The organism is Nocardia sp. A7 (genome assembly GCF_046549215.1).
Classification (GTDB): Bacteria; Actinomycetota; Actinomycetes; order Mycobacteriales; family Mycobacteriaceae; genus Nocardia.
In genome coordinates this window covers 396827-416429 of the sequence record NZ_JAJPWE010000001.1, presented here as the reverse complement: position 1 = coordinate 416429, position 19603 = coordinate 396827, and the positions used below count along the sequence as shown (strand labels likewise).

General features: G+C 67.7%; 17 protein-coding genes. 12 read left to right on the top strand and 5 right to left on the bottom strand.

The features are described 5' to 3' along the window. Nucleotides 1-112: 112 nt before the first annotated feature. Both ACLJPD_RS01845 and ACLJPD_RS01840 read left to right on the top strand, forming a co-directional pair. On the top strand, nt 113-1282 hold the full coding sequence (locus ACLJPD_RS01845) for a glycosyltransferase family 4 protein (RefSeq protein WP_410871891.1): 1170 nt from the start codon (nt 113-115) through the stop codon (nt 1280-1282). After that, entirely contained in the window at nt 1279-3441 is a 2163-nt protein-coding gene (locus ACLJPD_RS01840) for a glycogen debranching N-terminal domain-containing protein (protein WP_410869924.1), read from the top strand. The genes ACLJPD_RS01845 and ACLJPD_RS01840 overlap by 4 nt, the downstream gene beginning before the upstream one ends. A 59-nt stretch (nt 3442-3500) precedes the next feature. On the opposite strand, the gene ACLJPD_RS01835 is transcribed toward ACLJPD_RS01840, so the two are convergent. Genes ACLJPD_RS01835 through ACLJPD_RS01815 form a run of 5 tightly spaced genes read right to left on the bottom strand, consistent with a single transcriptional unit; the run spans nt 3501 to nt 8299 of the window. Continuing rightward, nucleotides 3501-4370: a potassium-transporting ATPase subunit C gene (locus tag ACLJPD_RS01835; RefSeq protein WP_410869922.1), complete on the bottom strand. Its 870-nt coding sequence runs from the start codon at nt 4368-4370 to the stop codon at nt 3501-3503. Nucleotide 4371: 1 nt separating this feature from the next. Next, on the bottom strand, nt 4372-6459 hold the full coding sequence (gene kdpB / locus ACLJPD_RS01830) for a potassium-transporting ATPase subunit KdpB (protein ID WP_410869921.1): 2088 nt from the start codon (nt 6457-6459) through the stop codon (nt 4372-4374). Between the two features lie 2 nt (nt 6460-6461). Further along, complete coding sequence (gene kdpA, locus ACLJPD_RS01825) at nt 6462-8132, bottom strand: potassium-transporting ATPase subunit KdpA (protein WP_410869920.1); 1671 nt, start codon at nt 8130-8132, stop codon at nt 6462-6464. Then, nucleotides 8133-8219: a potassium-transporting ATPase subunit F gene (locus tag ACLJPD_RS01820; RefSeq protein WP_110035905.1), complete on the bottom strand. Its 87-nt coding sequence runs from the start codon at nt 8217-8219 to the stop codon at nt 8133-8135. After that, nucleotides 8216-8299: a potassium-transporting ATPase gene (locus ACLJPD_RS01815; protein WP_067449012.1), complete on the bottom strand. Its 84-nt coding sequence runs from the start codon at nt 8297-8299 to the stop codon at nt 8216-8218. The genes ACLJPD_RS01820 and ACLJPD_RS01815 overlap by 4 nt, the downstream gene beginning before the upstream one ends. A 272-nt stretch (nt 8300-8571) precedes the next feature. On the opposite strand from ACLJPD_RS01815, the gene ACLJPD_RS01810 reads away from it, so the two are divergent. From ACLJPD_RS01810 to smc, 10 genes are all read left to right on the top strand, one after another. After that, a complete protein-coding gene (locus tag ACLJPD_RS01810) occupies nt 8572-8736 on the top strand; it encodes a hypothetical protein (RefSeq protein ID WP_410869919.1) in 165 nt (54 codons plus the stop codon). Further along, nucleotides 8733-11255, top strand: a complete 2523-nt coding sequence (locus ACLJPD_RS01805) for an ATP-binding protein (RefSeq protein ID WP_410869918.1) — start codon at nt 8733-8735, stop codon at nt 11253-11255. Before ACLJPD_RS01810 ends, ACLJPD_RS01805 begins: the two co-directional genes overlap by 4 nt. 4 nt (nt 11256-11259) lie before the next feature. After that, a complete protein-coding gene (locus ACLJPD_RS01800; protein WP_410869917.1) occupies nt 11260-11976 on the top strand; it encodes a response regulator in 717 nt (238 codons plus the stop codon). Nucleotides 11977-12068: 92 nt separating this feature from the next. Continuing rightward, nucleotides 12069-12512, top strand: a complete 444-nt coding sequence (locus ACLJPD_RS01795) for an OsmC family protein (protein ID WP_410869916.1) — start codon at nt 12069-12071, stop codon at nt 12510-12512. Beyond that, on the top strand, nt 12509-12844 hold the full coding sequence (locus ACLJPD_RS01790; protein ID WP_410869915.1) for an acylphosphatase: 336 nt from the start codon (nt 12509-12511) through the stop codon (nt 12842-12844). The genes ACLJPD_RS01795 and ACLJPD_RS01790 overlap by 4 nt, the downstream gene beginning before the upstream one ends. 31 nt (nt 12845-12875) lie before the next feature. Then, complete coding sequence (locus ACLJPD_RS01785; protein WP_410869914.1) at nt 12876-13520, top strand: hypothetical protein; 645 nt, start codon at nt 12876-12878, stop codon at nt 13518-13520. After that, nucleotides 13521-14684, top strand: coding sequence for a glutathionylspermidine synthase family protein (locus tag ACLJPD_RS01780; protein ID WP_410869913.1), 1164 nt, complete (start codon nt 13521-13523; stop codon nt 14682-14684). Nucleotides 14685-14721: 37 nt separating this feature from the next. Then, a complete protein-coding gene (locus ACLJPD_RS01775; protein ID WP_410869912.1) occupies nt 14722-15177 on the top strand; it encodes a DUF350 domain-containing protein in 456 nt (151 codons plus the stop codon). An 87-nt stretch (nt 15178-15264) separates the two neighbouring features. Continuing rightward, the gene (locus tag ACLJPD_RS01770) at nt 15265-15759 is read left to right on the top strand and encodes a DUF1707 domain-containing protein (RefSeq protein WP_410869911.1); all 495 of its coding nucleotides are present in this window, start codon (nt 15265-15267) and stop codon (nt 15757-15759) included. A gap of 186 nt (nt 15760-15945) precedes the next feature. Continuing rightward, nucleotides 15946-19572, top strand: a complete 3627-nt coding sequence (gene smc / locus ACLJPD_RS01765) for a chromosome segregation protein SMC (protein ID WP_410871890.1) — start codon at nt 15946-15948, stop codon at nt 19570-19572. The last annotated feature ends 31 nt before the right edge of the window (nt 19573-19603 follow it).

Below are 19603 nucleotides of genomic sequence, written 5' to 3'. Positions count from 1 at the left end.
ACGGCGGTGAAGCTCTCGTCTCCACCTCCGCCGAGGCGGCCACCTCTTGTTCGCGCAAGTGTTGCGAGGTTGCGTCCCTGGAAGGAAGGTCATGAGTACAGACACGTCGGCAATGTCGCCGATCGGTTTGTCCGCGTCCGATCTCTATTCGATCGATCACCACGGTGGTCCGCTCCGGATCGCCATGGTCGTTCCACCGTATTTCGATGTTCCACCCAAGGCCTACGGCGGCGTCGAGGCCGTAGTCGCCGATCTGGTCGACTCACTGTGTGAGCGTGGCCATCACGTCACCCTGTTCGGTGCCGGTGTCGACGGCACCCAGGCGAATTTCGTTCCGCTGTGGGACCGGATCCAGCCCGAACGGCTGGGCGACCCGTTCCCGGAGATCGTGCACGCGCTGCGGGTGCGCCGCGCCATCGAGCGCCTGGCCGATACCGAAGGCATCGACCTGGTCCACGACCACACCTTCGCCGGCCCGCTGAACGCGCCCGCCTACGCCAATCTCGGGTTGCCGACGGTGGTCACCGTGCACGGCCCGGTGCAGGACGACTGCTACCGCTACTACAAGGAACTGGGCCAGGAGTGCTCGCTCGTCGCGATCAGCGACCGTCAGCGCGCGCTGGCGCCCGATCTGCCGTGGGCGGGCCGGGTCCACAACGCGCTGTGTCCCGATCAGTGGCCGTTCGAGACCGAGAAGCAGGATTACGCACTGTTCCTCGGCCGTTTCAGCGACGACAAGGGCCCCCATCTGGCGCTCGACGCCGCCCACGCCGCCGGCATGCCGCTGATCCTGGCGGGCAAGTGCAGTGAGCCGCCGGAGAAGGCCTACTTCGAGGAGTTCGTGCGGCCGCGAATGACCGATCAGGATCAGATGTTCGGTCTCGCCGATGCCGCCGCCAAGCGTAAACTCCTCTCCGGAGCTAAGTGTCTGCTGTTCCCCATTCGATGGGAGGAGCCGTTCGGCATGGTGATGATCGAGGCGATGATCTGCGGAACGCCGGTGGTCGCGTTGCGCGGCGGTGCGGTGAGCGAAGTGGTGGTCGACGGGGTCACGGGGCGGATCTGTGACGATCCGGCCGAACTGCCCGCCGCCATCGCCGAAGTGCAGACCTACGATCCGGCTGTCTGCCGCAAGCACGTGGTCGACAACTTCAGCGCCGACACCCTCGGTCGCGGGTACGAACAGGTGTACCGGGAACTGCTCGCGCGCACCACGATCGGGTACGACACCGCCTACGCGATGCCGATGCCCATCGGGGCGGCAGTCAACGGGCGCGCATGAGCACCGACAGCGCCTCGGCGCCGAGCCCCTTCAACGCGGGGGAACCCGCAGGGCTCGGTGGCGGTGGCGGCAACATCACCCTTGTCGAAGGCGGCACGTTCTGCCTATCCGACCGGCTCGGCGATATCGAGCCGGGTAAGCCGCAGGGCTTGTTCTTCCGTGACGCCAGGGTGATTTCGCGCTGGGAGCTGATGATCGACGGCAAACGGCCCGAGGCGCTGTCTGTGCTGAGCCCGGAGGCCTTCGCGGCACGCTTCGTGCTGCGCAGGCCCCCGCAGCAGGGTCGGGCCGACAGCACCCTGCTCGTGGTGCGTGATCGGCTCGTCGCCGAGGGGATGCACGAGGTGATCACCCTCGAGAACATGAGCCGCGAGGCGACGGCGGTGGTGCTCGAACTACACGTCGACGCCGATTTCGTGGATCTGTTCGCGGTGAAAGAAGGTCGCACGAACGGTCGGCGCGCGGAGATGACGACCGCCGACGGCGAACTGCTGCTGCACGACCGCGCCGATCTGTCCCGTGGGCTCGCGCTCACCTCGACCGTCGAGCCGATGGTGCTGCCCGGCACCATGATCTGGCGGGCCATCGTCCCCGCGGGCGGGCGCTGGCAGACCGAGATCACCGCGCAACCAGCGGGCGCCGCGCAACGCCCGCAGACCTCCGGCTCGGTGGGCGAGCGTTACCGGGCCAGCGAGCCGGTGCGCAAGATCCAGGCCTGGCGGGCCACCGCCACCGACATCTCCGCCGATTCGGGGCTGCTCAACCAGATCCTGCGCCGCAGCGAAAGCGATCTCGGTGCGTTGCAGATCCATACCGACTCGGGCACCAACCGGCCCTTCGTGGCGGCGGGTGCGCCGTGGTTCATGACGCTGTTCGGCCGCGACTCGCTGCTCACCGCGTGGATGTCGCTGCCGCTGGAAACCGATCTGGCACTGGGTACTCTGCAGCAGCTGGCGGAGCTGCAGGGCCAGACGATCGACCCGCTCGTCGAGGAAGAGCCGGGTCGGATCATGCACGAGATGCGGCGCGGGCCTTCGGTCGGGCAGGTGCTCGGCGGGCAGATCTATTACGGAACAGTCGATGCCACACCACTTTTCGTGATGCTGCTCGCGGAATGTCTACGGTGGGGCGCCGATCCGGCCTCGATCGCGACCCTGCTGCCCGCGGCCGACGCCGCGATCAGTTGGATCACCGATTTCGGTGACCGCGACGACGACGGTTTCGTCGAGTACGTGCGCGCCACCGATCGCGGCCTGATCAACCAGGGCTGGAAGGACAGTTTCGACGGAATCAACGACGCCGCGGGACATATCGCCGAAGCCCCGATCGCGCTGGCCGAGGTGCAGGGCTATGTGTACGCGGCGTTCCTGGCCCGCGCGGAACTGGCCGACCAGTTCGACGACCCCGAGTTGGCCGTGCGGATGCGGGAACGAGCCGACGAACTGCGCACCAAGTTCGCCGAACAGTTCTGGCTACCCCATTACGGGTGGTACGCGGTGGCGTTGGACGGCCGCAAACGGCAGGTGGACGCGCTGACCAGCAATGCGGCACATTGTCTGTGGTCGGGCATCGCGACCGACGAACACGCCGAGATCCTGATCCGGAATCTGTCTCGGACAGAGATGGATTCGGGATTCGGGCTGCGGACATTGGCATCGGATATGGGCGCCTACAACCCGATGAGTTACCACAGCGGGTCCGTCTGGCCGCATGACACGGCGATCGCTGTCGCCGGGTTGATGCGGTACCAGCATGTGCCGGGCGCGGTGGAACTGGCGACGAAGCTGTCGGGTGGTCTGCTCGACGCGGCCGCGGCGTTCGACGGCCGATTGCCCGAGCTGTTCTGTGGGTTTCCGCGGTCGAGATTCGCCGCGCCCGTGCCGTATCCGACGTCGTGTTCGCCGCAGGCGTGGGCGAGTGCGGCGCCGCTGCTGCTGGTGCGCTCGTTCCTCGGGCTCGATCCCGATGTACCCGCCAAGACGTTGACCTTGCGGCCGCAGGTGCCCCCGGCGTGGGGGTGCGTGCGGATGTCGGAATTCCGGCTGGGTGACGGGGTGACGGTGGATCTCGAGGTGTGTGGGTCGGCGGTGACCGTGACAGGCCTGCCCGAAGGATGGGCTTTGGTGACAGACGAGGATTCGCACCAGGCCGGGATCTGACTCCTTGAACGCGCGATCGGGGCCGGGACCAGCGTGGTTCCGGCCCCGATCGCTGTGTCTCAGCCCTGGAACGGGTAGCGGGCGTCGAGGTCGAGGTTGAGTTCGACGACGTTCACCCGTGGCTCGCCGAGGAATCCGAGCGTGCGCCCGGCGGTGTGCGTGGTGACCAGCTCACGAACCTCAGCGGCGGTGACACCGCGCGCCTTCGCCACCCGCTCGACCTGGATGGTCGCGTACTCGGGGGAGATGTGCGGGTCGAGTCCGCTGCCGCTCGCGGTGACCGCGTCGGCGGGGACGGCAGCCTCGGCCGGTGCGTCACCCAGGATCGGGATGATCCGGCCGACGGAGTAATCCTCGCCCGCCTTCGCGCACTCCACGGCGACGCCGCGGAACGTGGCCAGGAACGGCTGCGCCGGGCAGAGTTCGTTGACGCTGACCACCTGCACCGGCTGCGACACATCGCCGTCGGCATCGCGCGGCCCGATCACCGAGAGCACCGCGCCCACACCGTCTTTCGTGCAGAACTGCCGGGCGCCGTCGACCCCCTCACGGTCGCCGACCTCCTTCGAGCGGCCGCACACGGTGGTCAGCAGGCTGGTGCGGTCGGCGGTGTCGACGATGTCTTCCGGGCCGAGATTGCTCGCGCCGGTGGACAGCGGGTCGTACCCGTCGCCCGCGGCCGACGGGCGGCTCTGGAAGTACTGCGCCAGCGCGGTGCCGTCGGCATCGGTGAACGACTGCCCGATCAGGCTGGAGCCCACCAGTTTTCCGTCCCGCTCGATGAGCGAGCCGTCCGCGTTCTCGTTGAGTCCCGGCAACTGGGCGATCGCGAAAACGGCTAGGGGATAGACGATTCCGGTGATCACGGTCAGTACGAGCAGGGCGCGCAGAGCGGCCAGGTGCTGGCGGATCCAGGTCGACAAGCGCATTTCAGGCCATCCCGGGGAGGAGTTGGACGAGCAGATCGATGAGTTTGATGCCGACGAACGGCGCGATGATGCCGCCGAGGCCGTAGATGGTCAGGTTGCGGCTCAGCAGTTGCGAGGCATTGCTCGCCCGGTAGTTCACGCCGCGCAGGGCGAGCGGAATGAGGGCCACGATGATGATCGCGTTGAAGATGACCGCGGACAGGATCGCCGACTGCGGGCTGGCCAGGCGCATGATGTTGAGTGCGTCCAGGCCGGGGAACAGGGCCACGAACAGCGCGGGAATGATCGCGAAGTACTTGGCGATGTCGTTGGCGATGGAGAACGTGGTGAGCGCGCCACGGGTGATCAGCAACTGCTTGCCGATCTCCACGATCTCGATCAACTTGGTCGGATCCGAGTCCAGATCGATCATGTTGCCCGCCTCTTTGGCGGCCGAGGTGCCGGTGTTCATCGCGACACCGACGTCGGCCTGGGCCAGTGCCGGGGCGTCGTTGGTGCCGTCGCCGGTCATCGCGACCAGGCGCCCACCGTCCTGCTCGGATTTGATCAGGGCGAGTTTGTCCTCGGGGGTGGCTTCGGCGAGGAAGTCGTCCACGCCTGCCTCGTCGGCGATCGCCTTGGCGGTCAACGGATTGTCGCCGGTGATCATCACGGTGCGGATGCCCATGCGGCGCATCTCGTCGAAGCGCTCGCGCATGCCCTGCTTCACCACGTCTTTGAGGTGGATGACGCCGAGCAGACGTGGTTTTCCGTCGCGGAGTTCCCCGACCATGAGCGGCGTGCCGCCGGTGGCGGAGATGCCGTCGACGATCGCTGCCGCCTCAACCGGCACCGAACCCCCCTGGGCGCGAACCCATTCGGTGACCGCACCGGCCGCCCCCTTGCGGAGCTGGTGCCCGTCGGCGAGGTCGACGCCCGACATGCGCGTCTGCGCGGTGAATTCCACCCACGTCGCGCCCGGCAGTTCACCGGCGCTGCGTTCACGCTTGTTGAAGACCTCCTTGGCGAACACGACGATCGAGCGACCCTCCGGAGTTTCGTCGGCCAGGCTCGACAGCTGTGCCGCGTCGGCCAACTCGTCGTCGAGAACCCCGGGGACAGCGACGAATTCGGCGGCTTGCCGGTTGCCGAGGGTGATGGTGCCGGTCTTGTCCAGCAGCAGCGTGTTCACATCGCCCGCGGCCTCCACCGCGCGCCCGGACATGGCAAGCACATTGCGCTGCACGAGACGATCCATGCCCGCGATGCCGATGGCCGAGAGCAGCGCGCCGATGGTGGTCGGGATGAGGCAGACCAGCAGCGAGACCATCACGATGCCGGTGATGCCGTGTGCGTCCAGCGCTGAAGTGTCAGGGACGCCAGGGTTGTTCGCCTTGGCGAAGATCGCCAATGGTTGCAGGGTCGCCACGGCGAACACGAAGATGATGGTGAGTGCGGCCAGGAGGATGTTGAGTGCGATCTCGTTGGGCGTCTTCTGCCTGCTCGCGCCCTCGACCAGCGCGATCATCTTGTCGATGAAGCTGGCGCCGGGCTCCTGGGTGATCTTGACGACGATCCGGTCCGAGAGGACAGTGGTGCCGCCGGTGACCGCCGAACGGTCGCCGCCGGATTCGCGGATCACCGGCGCGGACTCACCGGTGATGGCCGATTCGTCCACGGACGCGATGCCTTCGACGACGTCGCCGTCGCCCGGGATCACCTGTCCGGCTTCGACGACGACGAAGTCACCGCGACGCAGTTCGGGTGCGGCGACGCGTTGCTCGACGATGCGGCCGCCGGGGGTCCAGTCGGCCAATCGGCGAGCGACGGTGTCGGTCTTGGCTTTTCGCAGTGTGTCGGCCTGCGCCTTGCCGCGCCCTTCGGCGACGGCCTCGGCCAGGTTGGCGAATATCACGGTGAGCCAGAGCCAGACGACGATCGCCGAGGCGAAGAAGCTCGGATCACCGATCGCCAGGATCGTCGCCCACACCGCGCCGATCTCCACGATCAGCATGACGGGGTTCTTCCACAGGGTGCGTGGGTCGAGCTTGCGTACCGCCTCGGGAAGGGACGTGAGCAGCAGCTTCGGATCGAGGGTTGGACTGTTCATTGTCAGTGGATTCCTTCGGCGAGCGGCCCGAGTGCGAGAGCGGGCAGGAAGGTGAGCGCGACCAGGATCACCGTCACACCGACGACCATGCCGACGAACTGCGGCCGGTGCGTCGGCAGCGTGCCGATCGACGCGGGAGTGGTGCCCTGTGCGGCCAGGGACCCGGCCAGGGCCAGCACGAAGATGATCGGCAGGAACCGCCCGAACACCATCGCCAGGCCGAGCGCGGTGTTGAACCACTCGGTGTTGCCGGTGAGACCGGCGAAGGCGGAGCCGTTGTTGTTGGCGGCGGAAGTGAAGGCGTACAACACTTCCGAGAGTCCGTGCGGGCCGGAGTTGAGCATGCTCGCCCGTTGACCGGGCAGCGCCATCGCGACGGAGGTGCCGATCAGCACGATCAGCGGACTCACCAGGAAATAGGAAGCGGCCAGCTTGATCTCGCGCGGCGTGATCTTCTTGCCGAGGTACTCGGGCGTGCGACCGACCATCAGACCGGCCACGAAAACCGTGATCACCGCGAGGATCAGCATGCCGTAGAGACCGGAGCCGACACCGCCCGGCGCCACCTCGCCGAGCTGCATGTTGAACATCGTCATCATGCCGCCGAGGCTGGTGTAGGAATCGTGGAACGAGTTCACCGCACCGGTGGAGGTGAGGGTGGTCGCGCCGGCGAAGGTGGCCGAATCCGCCACGCCGAAGCGGGTTTCCACCCCTTCCATCGACGCGCCGATCGCGGTCGGCACCGTGCCGTGGTGTCGCAGCTGGAAGAAGTTGGTCAGTGCGATGCTGGTGAGGGCGATCGTGCCCATCACCGCGACGATCGCGTAACCCTGCTTGGTGCTCCCGACCATCCGGCCGAACGTGCGCGGCAGCGAGAACGCGATCACCAGGAGCAGGAAGATCTCCAAGAAGTTCGTCCAGGTCGACGCGTTCTCGAAGGGGTGCGCCGAGTTGGCGTTATAGAAGCCGCCGCCGTTGGTGCCGAGTTCCTTGATCACTTCCTGGCTGGCCACCGGTCCGCCGGTCAGGGTCTGCTGAGCGCCGCCGACGGTGTGCGCGACCTGGTCGTGCAGGTGGAAGTTCTGGATCACACCGCCCGCGACCAGGACGATCGCGAAGACGAACGCGATGGGCAGCAGGATGCGCAGGGTGCCGCGCACCAGGTCGACCCAGAAGTTGCCCAGCTCGCCGGTGTGGCGGCGGGCGAAACCGCGCACCAGAGCCACCGCCACCGCCATGCCGACGGCCGCGGAGACGAAGTTCTGCACCGCCAGACCGGCCATCTGCACCAGGTGACCCTGGGTGGACTCCCCGGAGTAGTTCTGCCAGTTGGTGTTGGTGACGAAGCTGACCGCGGTGTTCCAGGCCAGCGCCGGGGTCATCTCGGTGCCGGGATCGTTCAGATGCAGCGGCAACGCGCCCTGGACCAGCTGGAAGAAGAACAGGAACAGGATGCCGACCGCCGAGAACGCCAGCACACTGCGGGCGTAGACCGGCCAGGTCTGCTCGACCTCGGGCTTCGCGCCGATGGCGCGGTAGATCAACCGTTCGGCGCGAGAGTGCTTGTGGCCGTTGTACACCCGGAACATGTAGTCGCCGAGCGGCACATGCACCAGGGCCAACGTGATGACCAGGGCCGCCACGAAGGCGATCCCCGCGGTTGTCGTGTTCACCTAGAACCTCTCGGGAAAGAGCAGGGCCGCGACCATGTACACGGCGACGAGAACGGCCAGGGCGAGGCCGACAAGGTTCGCGATCACAGCTTCTCCACCCCCCGCTGGATCAGACCCAGCAGTGCGAAGATCGCCACGGTGAGCACCGTGAACACCACGACAGACATTTCCAACCTCCTCGACGCTCCGAGGTGAAGCGCCGCAGTGAGTGAAACGCCGATTTCGGGCTCGACGGGGTTTCCTTACGACTCCTTAGCGCCGGAGGGCGCCGCTTTTGCGAAATGTTGACGCGCGAGGCGTGTGGATGCCGTCAATGCGGGGCCGATAGCCGTCAACACTCCGTAAAGATCGAGACCAGGTGAATTTCGCGCGGTAGACAGTGGGGTACCGGCAGGCGAAGGGCGTTGCCGGTTCCCAGGACACGGAAAGTGAGATCGCGGTGTCTGTTGTGACCCTTGCGGTGATCTTCGGTTTCGTCGGATCACTGCTGTTGATCCGGGTGCTCGGTCGGCTGAACACCTCGCACGCACCGATGGTGACGGTCGGTGTGTTGGCGGTGCGCCCGCCGACTCCGGCGCGACGGCACGCGATGATGGACCGGTGAAACGCGGACAACTGCGCATCTACCTCGGTGCGGCGCCAGGCGTCGGCAAGACCTACGCCATGCTCGGCGAGGCGCACCGGCGGTCCGAACGCGGCCGTGATGTGGTCGCGGCCGTCGTGGAGACGCACGGGCGTAAGAAGACCGCCGACCTCTTGGACGGCCTCGAGCGGATTCCGCCGAAGATGGTCTCCTACCGGGGGACCGAGTTGCCCGAACTCGACGTCGACGCGGTCTTGGCGCGCAAGCCCGCGGTAGTGCTGGTCGACGAACTGGCGCACACGAACGCGCCCGGCAGCGTGCACGAGAAGCGCTGGCAGGACGTGGCCCAACTGCTGGACGCGGGTATCGACGTCATCTCCACGGTGAACGTGCAACACCTCGAGAGCCTCAACGACGTGGTCCAGCAGATCACCGGCATCGAGCAGCGGGAGACAGTGCCCGACGCGGTCGTGCGCGGCGCCGATCAGGTGGAGCTGGTCGATCTGACGCCGGAAGCCTTGCGGCGCAGGCTTTCGCACGGGAATGTCTACGCCGCCGACAAGGTCGACGCGGCGCTGCGCAACTACTTCCGGCCCGGCAATCTCACCGCGCTGCGTGAACTGGCGCTGCTGTGGCTGGCCGATCAGGTCGACGCGGCGCTGGCCAGGTACCGGGCCGACCACAAGATCACCGAGCTGTGGGAGGCGCGCGAACGGGTCGTCGTCGCGGTCACCGGTGGTCCCGAGTCGGAGACGGTGGTGCGCCGGGCCGGGCGGATCGCGTCCAAGTCGAGTGCGGATCTGGTCGTGTTGCATGTGGTGCGCGGCGACGGGCTGGTCGGGGTGTCGACCGAGCGGCTGACCAAGCTGCGCGGTCTCGCCGCCGGGCTCGACGCGTCGTTGCACACCGTGACCGGCGATGATGTGCCCACCGCGCTGCTCGAGTTCGCGCGTGAGGTCAACGCCACCCAGTTGGTGCTCGGCACCTCGCGGCGCTCGCGGTGGGCGCGGATGCTCGACGAAGGCATCGGCTCCACCGTCGTGCAGCGCTCGGGCAAGATCGATGTGCACATGGTGACCCATGAGGAGGCCCATCGCGGGGCGCGCAGGCATTGGCTGCGTCCGCGGCGGCCGGTGACCGCGTGGTTGGCCGCGATCGTGGTGCCGGTGCTGGTGAGTGTGATCTGCGGTGGGTTGCTCGACCGGTGGCTGGAGCTGGGCGGGCTGAGCGCGATGTTCTTCGTCGGTGTCGTCGCGGTCGCGCTGTTCGGTGGGGTGCTGCCCGCCGCGGCGTCGGCGCTGCTGTCGGGACTGCTGCTGAACTGGTTCTTCACCTCACCGCGCTACAGCTTCACCATCGCCGAGCCGGACAACTTCGCCACCGTGGTCGTGCTGCTCATCGTCGCGGTGGCCGTCGCCGCGCTGGTCGATGTCGCCGCGAAGCGAACATCGCAGGCGCGCAAAGCATCTCGTGAAGCGGAGCTGTTGACGATGTTCGCCGGTTCGGTGCTGCACGGCGCCGATCTGACCGATCTGCTCGAGCAGGTCCGCGAAACCTATGGGCAGCGTGCGGTGAGCGTGCGGTGCGGCGATCAGATCGTCGCCGCGGTCGGCCCCGAGCCACCGACCCGACCCGCCGATGCCGAGACCGTCATCGAAGCGGGTGACGCGCGCAGTCAGCTGCTGCTGGCCGGGCGGTCGATCGACTCCAGCGACCGGCCGGTGCTCAACGCGGTCGCCAATCAGGCGGTCGGGTTGGTGCGCCAGGCTCGGTTGACCGAGGAAGCCGGCGCGGCGGCGGCGCTGCTGGAAGCCGATCGACTGCGTCGCGCGCTGCTGTCGGCGGTCAGCCACGATCTGCGCACACCACTGGCAGGCGCGAAAGCGGCCGTGTCGAGTCTGCGCAGCGACGACATCGAGTTCTCGGCGGAGGACACCGGCGAACTGCTGGAAGCGATCGAGGAATCCGTCGACCAACTGACCGCGCTGGTCGGCAATCTGCTCGACTCCTCACGGCTGGCGGTCGGTGTCGTCACGCCGCAGTTGCGGCAGGTGTACATGGACGAGGCGGCCCATCGCGCGCTGGTGAGCGTCGGCATGGGCACCCGAGGCCTGCGCCGGGCGGCCATGGACCGGGTGAAGGTCGAGGTCGGTGAGGTTTCCGTGCTGGCCGACAGCGGCCTGCTCGAACGCGTACTGGCCAACCTGATCGACAACGCCCTGCGCCATTCCGGCCGCGAGTCCCCCGTGCGGGTGACCGCCGAACACGACGGCGACCGAGTGTCGATCGCCGTCATCGACGTCGGCCCCGGCGTCCCCGCCGGCACCGAAGAACAACTGTTCGAACCCTTCCAACGCCTCGGCGACCGAGACAACACCACCGGCGTCGGCCTCGGCCTTTCGGTGGTCCGCGGCTTCGTAGAGGCGATGGCAGGCACCGTCCACGCCGAGCCAACTCCTGGCGGCGGCCTGACCATGCTCGTCGACCTGCCGTCCGGCGCACCCGCCGTGGAGCCGCAAGTCGACCCGCGAGGAAAGTGAGCACATGGGTAACTCATCGGGGACGGGCGAACCGGGCGGGACCGTGAGGGTGCTTGTCGTTGATGACGAGCCGCAGATCGTGCGTGCGTTGCGGATCAATCTGTCCGTGCGCGGGTACGAGGTGATCACTGCGGGCAACGGTGCCGCGGCGTTGCGCGCCGCTGCCGAAAAGCATCCCGACGTCGTCATTCTCGACCTGGGCTTGCCGGATCTGGACGGGATCGAGGTGCTGGCCGGGCTGCGTGGGTGGACCTCGGCGCCGGTGATCGTGCTCTCGGCGCGCACCGATTCGGCCGACAAGGTCGAGGCGCTCGACGCGGGCGCCGACGACTATGTCACCAAACCGTTCGGGATGGACGAGTTGCTCGCGCGGCTGCGGGCGGCAGTTCGGCGTGGGGCAAGTGCGACCGACGCCGCGGATCCGGTCGTGGTCACCGACTCGTTCACCGTCGACCTCGTCGCCAAGAAGGTCACCAAGAAGGGCGCGCCGGTGCACCTCACCCCGACCGAGTGGGGGATGCTCGAGATGCTGGTGCGCAACCGCGGAAAACTGGTGGGGCGCAAAGAATTACTGCGCGAGGTGTGGGGTCCGGCCTATGCGACCGAGACCCATTACCTGCGCGTCTACCTCGCGCAGTTGCGACGCAAACTCGAGGACGACCCGGCCAACCCGCGGCATCTGCTCACCGAGGCGGGGATGGGTTACCGCTTCCAGGAGTGAGCGTGGACCGGGTCACAATGCCGGAATCTCGCCCGGTGCGTAGGCGTTGCCGGTGATGAAACGTGTCCGACGTGAATGGCAGGATGACGCATATGGCTGAGCAGACCGCACCCGTGACCAATGCCCCGACCGAACTGTGGGTGGAGCGCACCGGAACGCGTGCCTACACCGGGCGCAGCAACCGTGGCGCCGAGGTGTTGATCGCCTCGCAGGGTGTTCCGGGTGCCTTCACCCCCGGTGAGCTGCTGAAGATCGCGCTCGCCGGGTGCACGGGGCTCAGCTCGGACCTGCCGCTGTCGCGCCGCCTCGGCGACGAGTTCGACGCCACCATCCGCGTCTCCGGCGACGCCGACCGCGAGAACGAGCTCTACCCGCAGCTCGACGAGGTCCTCGAACTCGATCTGTCCGAACTCGACGAGGCCGCCCGCGAACGACTACTGGTCACAGTGCAGCGCGCCGTCGACAAGGTGTGCACCGTCGGCCGCACGCTCAAGGCGGGCACCAAGGTGACGTTGACGTTCACCATCGACGCATGAGCGACGAGCCGGTTCGGCTGAGCGCGTGGGTGCACGGGTATGTGCAGGGCGTTGGCTTTCGGTGGTGGACACGGTCGCGCGCACTGGAACTCGGCCTCGTCGGTTACGCGCGCAATCACAGTGACGGTCGCGTCCACGTTGTGGCCGAAGGGCCACGAACGGCGGGCGAGAAATTGTTGGAACTGCTACGGTCCGGCGAAGCACTCGATAGCTCGCACGCCATCGGGCACGCGACACACGGTCTGTCCGGGAGTGCTCCCGGGCGGGTAGACCTGGTGGTGGAAAGCTGGGAGCCCGCGCGGGGCGACCTGACCGGATTCGAGGAGCGCTAGTGGTGACTTCGGGGGCTAGGGGGCGGCAGCGGTGAGCACACAGAACCCTGGCCCGCCCGATCAACCAGAACAACCGCCGACACCACCCGTTTTCGGTTCGGGTGGGCATCCCGTCGGCGAGCCGCGTCCCGGTCGGATGGCCAGGCAGGAACCCGGCGTCACCCAGCCGCGTCCGCCCACCGTCGGCGAGGCGCGCGCCAGGGACAAGTCCCGCAGGCAAGCCGAGGAGGCCGAGCGGGCGTCGGCCGCGGCGGCAGAGGAGAAGCGGCGCAACCGTAAACGCGTGATGATCGGCGGTGTCGCCATCGTCGGCGTCGCCGCGCTGGTCGGTGGCGGCTACCTCACCTACCGCGCGATCACCGCGCCCGACAAGGTGACCGCCTCGTGTGTGCAGATCGACGAGAAGGGCCAGGAAGTCGTTGTCCCCGATGAGAACTGCGGCGACGGCAAGACCAATTTCCGCAGTGAGGGCACCGGCGGGGGCCACGTCGGCGGGCTGCTGATCCTGGGCTGGCCGCAGTACCGCTACCACTACGGCGGCACACCGACGATCGGCAAGCCACCGACGGGCGGCACCTCGGTGAAACCGCGCAATGCCCAGATCACGACCAAGAGCGGCACCACGGTGCAGCGCGGCGGACTCGGCAGCAAGTCGACCGGCGGGAGCGGATCGTAGATGCGGCGCACCACGAGCACGCCACGTCAGGACTGGCAGCAGATCGTCGAGAAGCAGGGTCTGGTCTACGGCGCGCCGGGACGCGACGCCAGCGGTCAGCCGCGGCCGTACTGGGACGAATCGGTGCACTACGAGTTCTCGATGGACGAGATCCTCGCGCTGGAAGCCGATGTGGAACTGCTGCAGTCGATGTGCCTGCACGCCGCCGAACACGTGGTGCTCACCGAGCGCTTCGCCGATTTCGGTCTGCCGGAATGGACTTGGGGTCCGATCGCCGAATCCTGGCGTCGCAGTGACCCTTACGTGTACGGCCGCTTCGATCTGCGCTACGACGCGCGCCGCCCGGCCAAGCTCCTGGAGTACAACGCCGACACGCCCACCTCGCTGCTCGAGGCCGCGATCATCCAGTGGCACTGGCTGCAGCAGATGTATCCCGGTGGCGACCAATGGAATTCGCTGCACGAGAAACTGGTGGAGCGCTGGACCGAACTGCGCGGCGTACTGCCCGGCACCGAACTGCACTTCACCTGGTCGGGCGCCGACGCGACCGGCGAGGACAACGTGACCACCGCCTACATGCAGGAGACGGCGGCCGAAGCCGGTTTCGACACGGTGGCGCTGCCGATCGAGGAGGTCGGTTTCGACACCGAACTGAACCGGTTCGTCGACCTGGCCGAAGCGCCGATCGAGGCGATCTTCAAGCTGTATCCGTGGGAGTGGATCCTCGACGACGACTTCGGCAAGCGCGTCGTCGGCAGTCTGCCCGCCACCGCGTGGGTCGAACCGCTGTGGACCACGCTGCTGAGCAACAAGGCGATCCTGGCGGTCCTGTGGGAGATGTATCCCGGCCACCCGAACCTGTTGCCCGCCTACCTCGACAACCCGCACGAGCTCACCGAATACATTCGCAAACCCAAGCTCGGCCGCGAGGGCGCGAACATGACCATCGTCGGCCCCGGCATGGAGACCGCGACCGGCGGCGTCTACGGCGCCGAGGGTTTCGTCTACCAATTGCTCGACCCGCTACCGGAATTCGACGGCATGCGTCCGGTGCTCGGCGCCTGGGTCGTCGGTGACACCGCGGCGGGGCTCGGCATTCGCGAGACCGCAGGCCTGATCACCGATGACGGCGCCGCGTTCGTGCCGCACCGCATCGTCGACTGACACCCATGACCTCACAACATTGTTCGAAAGGACCACGATGACCGCCCTCGCCCTGGAATCGGGTTATTGGAGTGCGCTCGGTGAAGGCGTCGGCGCCATCATCCTGTACTGCCTGATCGGCCTCGTCCTCATGCTGATCGGCTTCTTCGCCATCGACCTCACCACGCCCGGCAAGCTGCGCGACCTGGTGGTGGCGGGCAAGCCGAACGCGATCATCGTCTCCGCGGCCGGGATGATCAGCATGGCGTTCATCGTCGTGTTCGCGATCCTGGCCACCGGCGGCAGCGGCAAGCTGTCGGAAGGGCTGATCGCGGCGATCGTGTACGGCCTGGTCGGCATCATCGCGCAGGTGATCTCGGTGCGCGTGATCGAGAAGGTCACCGGCATCGATATCGGCCGCACGCTGCACGCCGAGACCTACACCCCCGAGGTCCTCGTCGTCGCCGCCGCGCACTTCGCGCTGGGTCTCGTGGTGGCGTTCGCCATCCTCTGACCGCGGGTGAGCGGTTGACATCGCACTGTGGAGGGTGGACGCTGGAAACCAGCACTCCATCGTGGATGTGACCGAGAGGACATCGGCATGGACATCACACCGGGTACCCGCGCGTCCGACGCCGAACGCAATGCGATCGTCGCCCAGTTGGGCACGCATCTGGCCGACGGCAGGCTCGATCTGGGCGAATACGATCTGCGCGTGGCCAAGGTCTACGCCACCACCACGCGCGACGAACTCGCCGTGGTCCTGTCCGACCTGCCGCAGCAGCAACAGAACGCGGCCCCCGTCGAGCGCCAGGCCGGTACGCGGTTCCCGATCTGGCAGCGCATCGAGGCGGGTAGCTGGCTCGGCGTCAGCGTGATCGTGCTGGTCATCTGGGGTCTGATCTCGTTGACCGCGGGGGAGCTCACCTACTTCTGGCCGATGTGGGTGATCGGCCCGTGGGGCGCGGTCCTGGTCTTCCGCGTGATCACCGGCTGGGAAGCCACGCCCGGCACCCAGACCCATATCCGTCAGCTGCAGAAACAGATGAAGCACCTCGACCCACACGCGAAGCCCATAGACCCGCAGCAACCGTGAATTGCCTGCGCTGTGGCCGACATGCCGAGGTAAGAACATCGGTAACTCGTCGGGCACGGGCAGACTCGGCTATCGAGATGACCGCCGCTCGCCTGCGGTAAAGCCCCACGCGCCTGGGTCTGGCCTGAGTCCCGGGGAGGCGGAGGAGCTAGCATGGTTGCTCGCGCGCAGGAAGGGTCCTTTGTAGTGCATTTGAAGAGCTTGACGTTGAAGGGGTTCAAGTCCTTCGCGTCTGCGACCACTTTGCGCTTCGAACCGGGCATCACCTGCGTTGTCGGTCCGAACGGGTCGGGTAAGTCCAATGTCGTGGACGCGCTGTCCTGGGTGATGGGCGAGCAGGGTGCCAAGGCGTTGCGGGGCGGGAAGATGCAGGACGTCATCTTCGCCGGAACCGTCGGACGGGCCCCGCTCGGGCGCGCCGAGGTGACCTTGACCATCGACAACTCCGACGGCGCGCTACCCATCGACTATGCCGAGGTGTCGATCACCCGGCGCATGTTCCGCGACGGCGCGGGCGAGTACGAGATCAACGGCAGTACGTGTCGACTGATGGATGTGCAGGAACTGCTGTCGGACTCCGGTATCGGGCGCGAGATGCACGTCATCGTGGGTCAGGGCAGGCTGTCGGCGATCCTGGAATCGCGGCCGGAGGATCGGCGCGCGTTCGTCGAAGAAGCCGCGGGCGTGCTCAAGCACCGCAGGCGCAAGGAGAAAGCGGTCCGCAAGCTCGACGCGATGCAGGCCAACCTCGCCCGGCTCACCGACCTCACCACCGAACTGCGCCGCCAGCTCAAGCCGCTCAGCCGGCAGGCCGAGGTCGCCCGCCGCGCGCAGACCGTGCAGGCCGATCTGCGCGACGCCCGGCTGCGGCTGGCCGCCGACGACCTGGTGACCCGCCGCGGCGAGCTGGAATCCCAGCTCAGCAAAGAGGCATACGCCCGCGAAAAGCAGATCACCGTGCAGACCGAACTCGACGCCGCCAATGCCGCACTCGCGCAGCAGGAGTTCCAGCTGTCGCGGCTGAGCCCGGCGGCCGAAGCCGCCGCGCAGACCTGGTTCCAGCTCTCGGCGCTGGCCGAACGAGTGAACGCCACCATCCGGATCGCCAGTGACCGGGCCAGGCACCTGCACACCGAGGCACCGGTCGGCACCGGCCGCGATCCCGACCAGCTCGAAGCCGAAGCCGACCGGGTCGAAGCCGAAGAAGCCGAGCTGCGATACGCGGTCGACATGGCCACCGAAACACTCGAAGCGGCGCGCGAAGCCCTCGCGGACCGCGAACACGCGGCCAAGGCCGCCGAACAGGCCCACCTGGCCGCCGTGCGGGCGATCGCCGACCGTCGTGAAGGGCTGGCGCGGCTGTCCGGTCAGGTCGACACTCTGCGCACCCGCGCGCAGTCCGTGGACACCGAGATCGCGCGACTGTCGGTGGCCATCGCCGACGCCAGGCACCGTGGCGAGACCGCGCAGGTCGAGTACGACTCGGTGCAGGACGAACTCGGCGAGCTCGACGCGGGCGAGAAGGGCCTGGACGCCCAGCACGAACACGCCGTCGCCGCCCAGGGACTCGCCGATGAGCGGGTGCGGGAACTGCGTGAGCTGGACCGTGAGGCGAGCAAGCTCGTCGCCCGGCTCGGTGCTCGGATCGAAGCGCTCGGTATGAACCTGGCGCGTAAAGACGGCGCTGCCTGGCTGCTCGAACACGGGGTGAGCGGGCTCGGCGAACGGCTGTCCGGGCTGTTGCGTGTGCAGCCCGGGTTCGAGGCCGCCGTCGCCGCACTGCTGGGGCCGCTCGCCGATGCCATCACCGCCGACACCGCGACCACCGCCGACTCGGCTGTCCGGGAATTGCGCAGCGGTGACGGTGGTCGGGTGGCGTTCGTCTTCGCCACCGAGGCAACGATTCCGAGTGGTCGGGGTGAGCTGCCCGCCGGTGCGCAGTGGCTCGCCGATGTGCTCGACGGTGACGACCGGGTGCGACCGGCCTTGGCCGCGCTCACCGCAGGCGTCGTGGTCGTGGACGATCTGGCTGTCGCCACCGAGCTCGTCTCGGTGCGCCCGCAACTGCGCGTGGTCACCCGTGCGGGTGATCTGGCCGGCGCGGGCTGGATCGTCGGCGGTTCGGAGCGGATGCCGAGTCAGCTCGAGGTCCAAGCCGACATCGACGCGGCCACCGCGGAATTGGCGGCCGCGCAACGTCGGGCCGAGGAGCTGGAAGCGGCGCTGGCCGGCGCGCTCGCCGAACAGTCCGACCGAAAAGACGCCGCTGACCACGCGCTGATGGCGCTGCACGAATCCGATCAGGCACTGCTCGCGATCTACGACCGCCTCGCACGCGTGGGGCAGAGTGCGCGCGCGGCACAGACCGAAGGGGAGCGGCTGGCCACCCAGCGCGCGGAAGCCGAAGCGGCACGGGAGAAGTCACTCGCCTCCCTCGCCGAGCTCGAGGACCGGCTGCGGCACGCCGAGATCGAACACGACGGCAGCGATGACAGTTTCGGTGCCGCGAGCACGGAGACCGCGGGCTACGCGCGTGAGGAAGCCGCCGCCGCGCTGGCCGAAGCTCGGACCATGGAGGTCGAAGCGCGACTGTCCGTGCGTACTTCGGAGGAGCGTGCGGAATCTGTTCGTGGCAAAGCGGATTCGCTGCGCAGGGCGGCCCGTGGCGAGCGGGAGGCCAGGGCGCGCGCGGAACGTGCGCAGGCTGCGCGGCGCCAGGCTGCTGCTGTGGCCGCGGCGGTCGCCGAGTCGGGTGCCAAGATCAAACACGAGCTAGAGCAGGTCGTGGCCACCGCCGCGGCACGGCGCGACGAATTGGTCCGTCGCCGTGGGGAATGCGCGGCCGGGCTGGAACAGGTGAAGGAACGCGCGCGGGCACTGAACACGCAGCTGGCCCAGCTCACCGACGCCGTGCACCGCGACGAAGTCGCCAAAGCCCAAGCGGCCCTGCGCATCGAACAGCTCGAGACCACCATCTCCGAACAGTTCGGCATCGCGCTGGCCGACCTCGTCGCCGAATACGGGCCCGATGTGCCGTTGCCGCCGTCGGCGCTGGAGTTGCACGAGTACGAGGAGGCCAAGGAGCGCGGCGAGCAGGTCAGCGCGCCGCAGCCGATGCCGTACGACCGGCCCACCCAGGAGCGCCGCGCCAAACGTGCCGAGAAGGATCTCACCACCCTCGGCAAGGTGAATCCCCTTGCGCTGGAAGAGTTCGCGGCACTGGAGGAGCGCTACACCTTCCTCGCCACCCAGCTCGAGGACGTGAAGAACGCGCGCAAGGACCTCCTCGACGTGGTCGCCGAGGTCGATGCCCGCATCCTCCAGGTGTTCACCGAGGCCTACGCCGACGTGGAACGCGAATTCGTCGGCGTCTTCGGGAAACTGTTCCCCGGCGGCGAGGGCAAGCTGGTGCTCACCGACCCGTCGGACATGCTCACCACCGGCATCGAGGTCGAGGCCCGCCCACCCGGCAAGAAGGTCAAACGCCTCTCGCTGCTCTCCGGTGGTGAGAAGTCGCTCACCGCGGTCGCTTTGCTGGTCGCGATCTTCCGTGCCCGCCCCTCCCCGTTCTATGTGATGGACGAGGTCGAAGCCGCCCTGGACGACACCAACCTGCGCCGACTCATCGGATTGTTCGAGCAGCTGCGCGAGAAGAGCCAGTTGATCGTCATCACCCACCAGAAGCCGACCATGGAGATCGCCGATGCCCTCTACGGCGTGAGCATGCGCGGCGACGGCATCACCCAGGTGATCTCCCAGCGCCTCAACCGAGCCGAGGTCACCGACCCCGACCCGGTACCGGCCTCGGCGTAGCCGAAAGCCGCTGTGCTGACTCGCGAAGGAG

What these genes read in the sequence shown, in the direction of transcription:
- ACLJPD_RS01840 (WP_410869924.1), top strand. Translation starts at nt 1,279, where the DNA reads ATGAGCACCGACAGCGCCTCGGCGCCGAGCCCCTTCAACGCGGGGGAA.
- ACLJPD_RS01795 (WP_410869916.1), top strand. Translation starts at nt 12,069, where the DNA reads ATGGCTGAGCAGACCGCACCCGTGACCAATGCCCCGACCGAACTGTGG.
- ACLJPD_RS01780 (WP_410869913.1), top strand. Translation starts at nt 13,521, where the DNA reads ATGCGGCGCACCACGAGCACGCCACGTCAGGACTGGCAGCAGATCGTC.
- kdpB (WP_410869921.1), bottom strand. Translation starts at nt 6,459, where the DNA reads ATGAACAGTCCAACCCTCGATCCGAAGCTGCTGCTCACGTCCCTTCCC.
- ACLJPD_RS01835 (WP_410869922.1), bottom strand. Translation starts at nt 4,370, where the DNA reads ATGCGCTTGTCGACCTGGATCCGCCAGCACCTGGCCGCTCTGCGCGCC.
- ACLJPD_RS01800 (WP_410869917.1), top strand. Translation starts at nt 11,260, where the DNA reads ATGGGTAACTCATCGGGGACGGGCGAACCGGGCGGGACCGTGAGGGTG.
- ACLJPD_RS01775 (WP_410869912.1), top strand. Translation starts at nt 14,722, where the DNA reads ATGACCGCCCTCGCCCTGGAATCGGGTTATTGGAGTGCGCTCGGTGAA.
- ACLJPD_RS01815 (WP_067449012.1), bottom strand. Translation starts at nt 8,299, where the DNA reads ATGTCTGTCGTGGTGTTCACGGTGCTCACCGTGGCGATCTTCGCACTG.
- ACLJPD_RS01845 (WP_410871891.1), top strand. Translation starts at nt 113, where the DNA reads ATGTCGCCGATCGGTTTGTCCGCGTCCGATCTCTATTCGATCGATCAC.
- ACLJPD_RS01790 (WP_410869915.1), top strand. Translation starts at nt 12,509, where the DNA reads ATGAGCGACGAGCCGGTTCGGCTGAGCGCGTGGGTGCACGGGTATGTG.
- ACLJPD_RS01770 (WP_410869911.1), top strand. Translation starts at nt 15,265, where the DNA reads ATGGACATCACACCGGGTACCCGCGCGTCCGACGCCGAACGCAATGCG.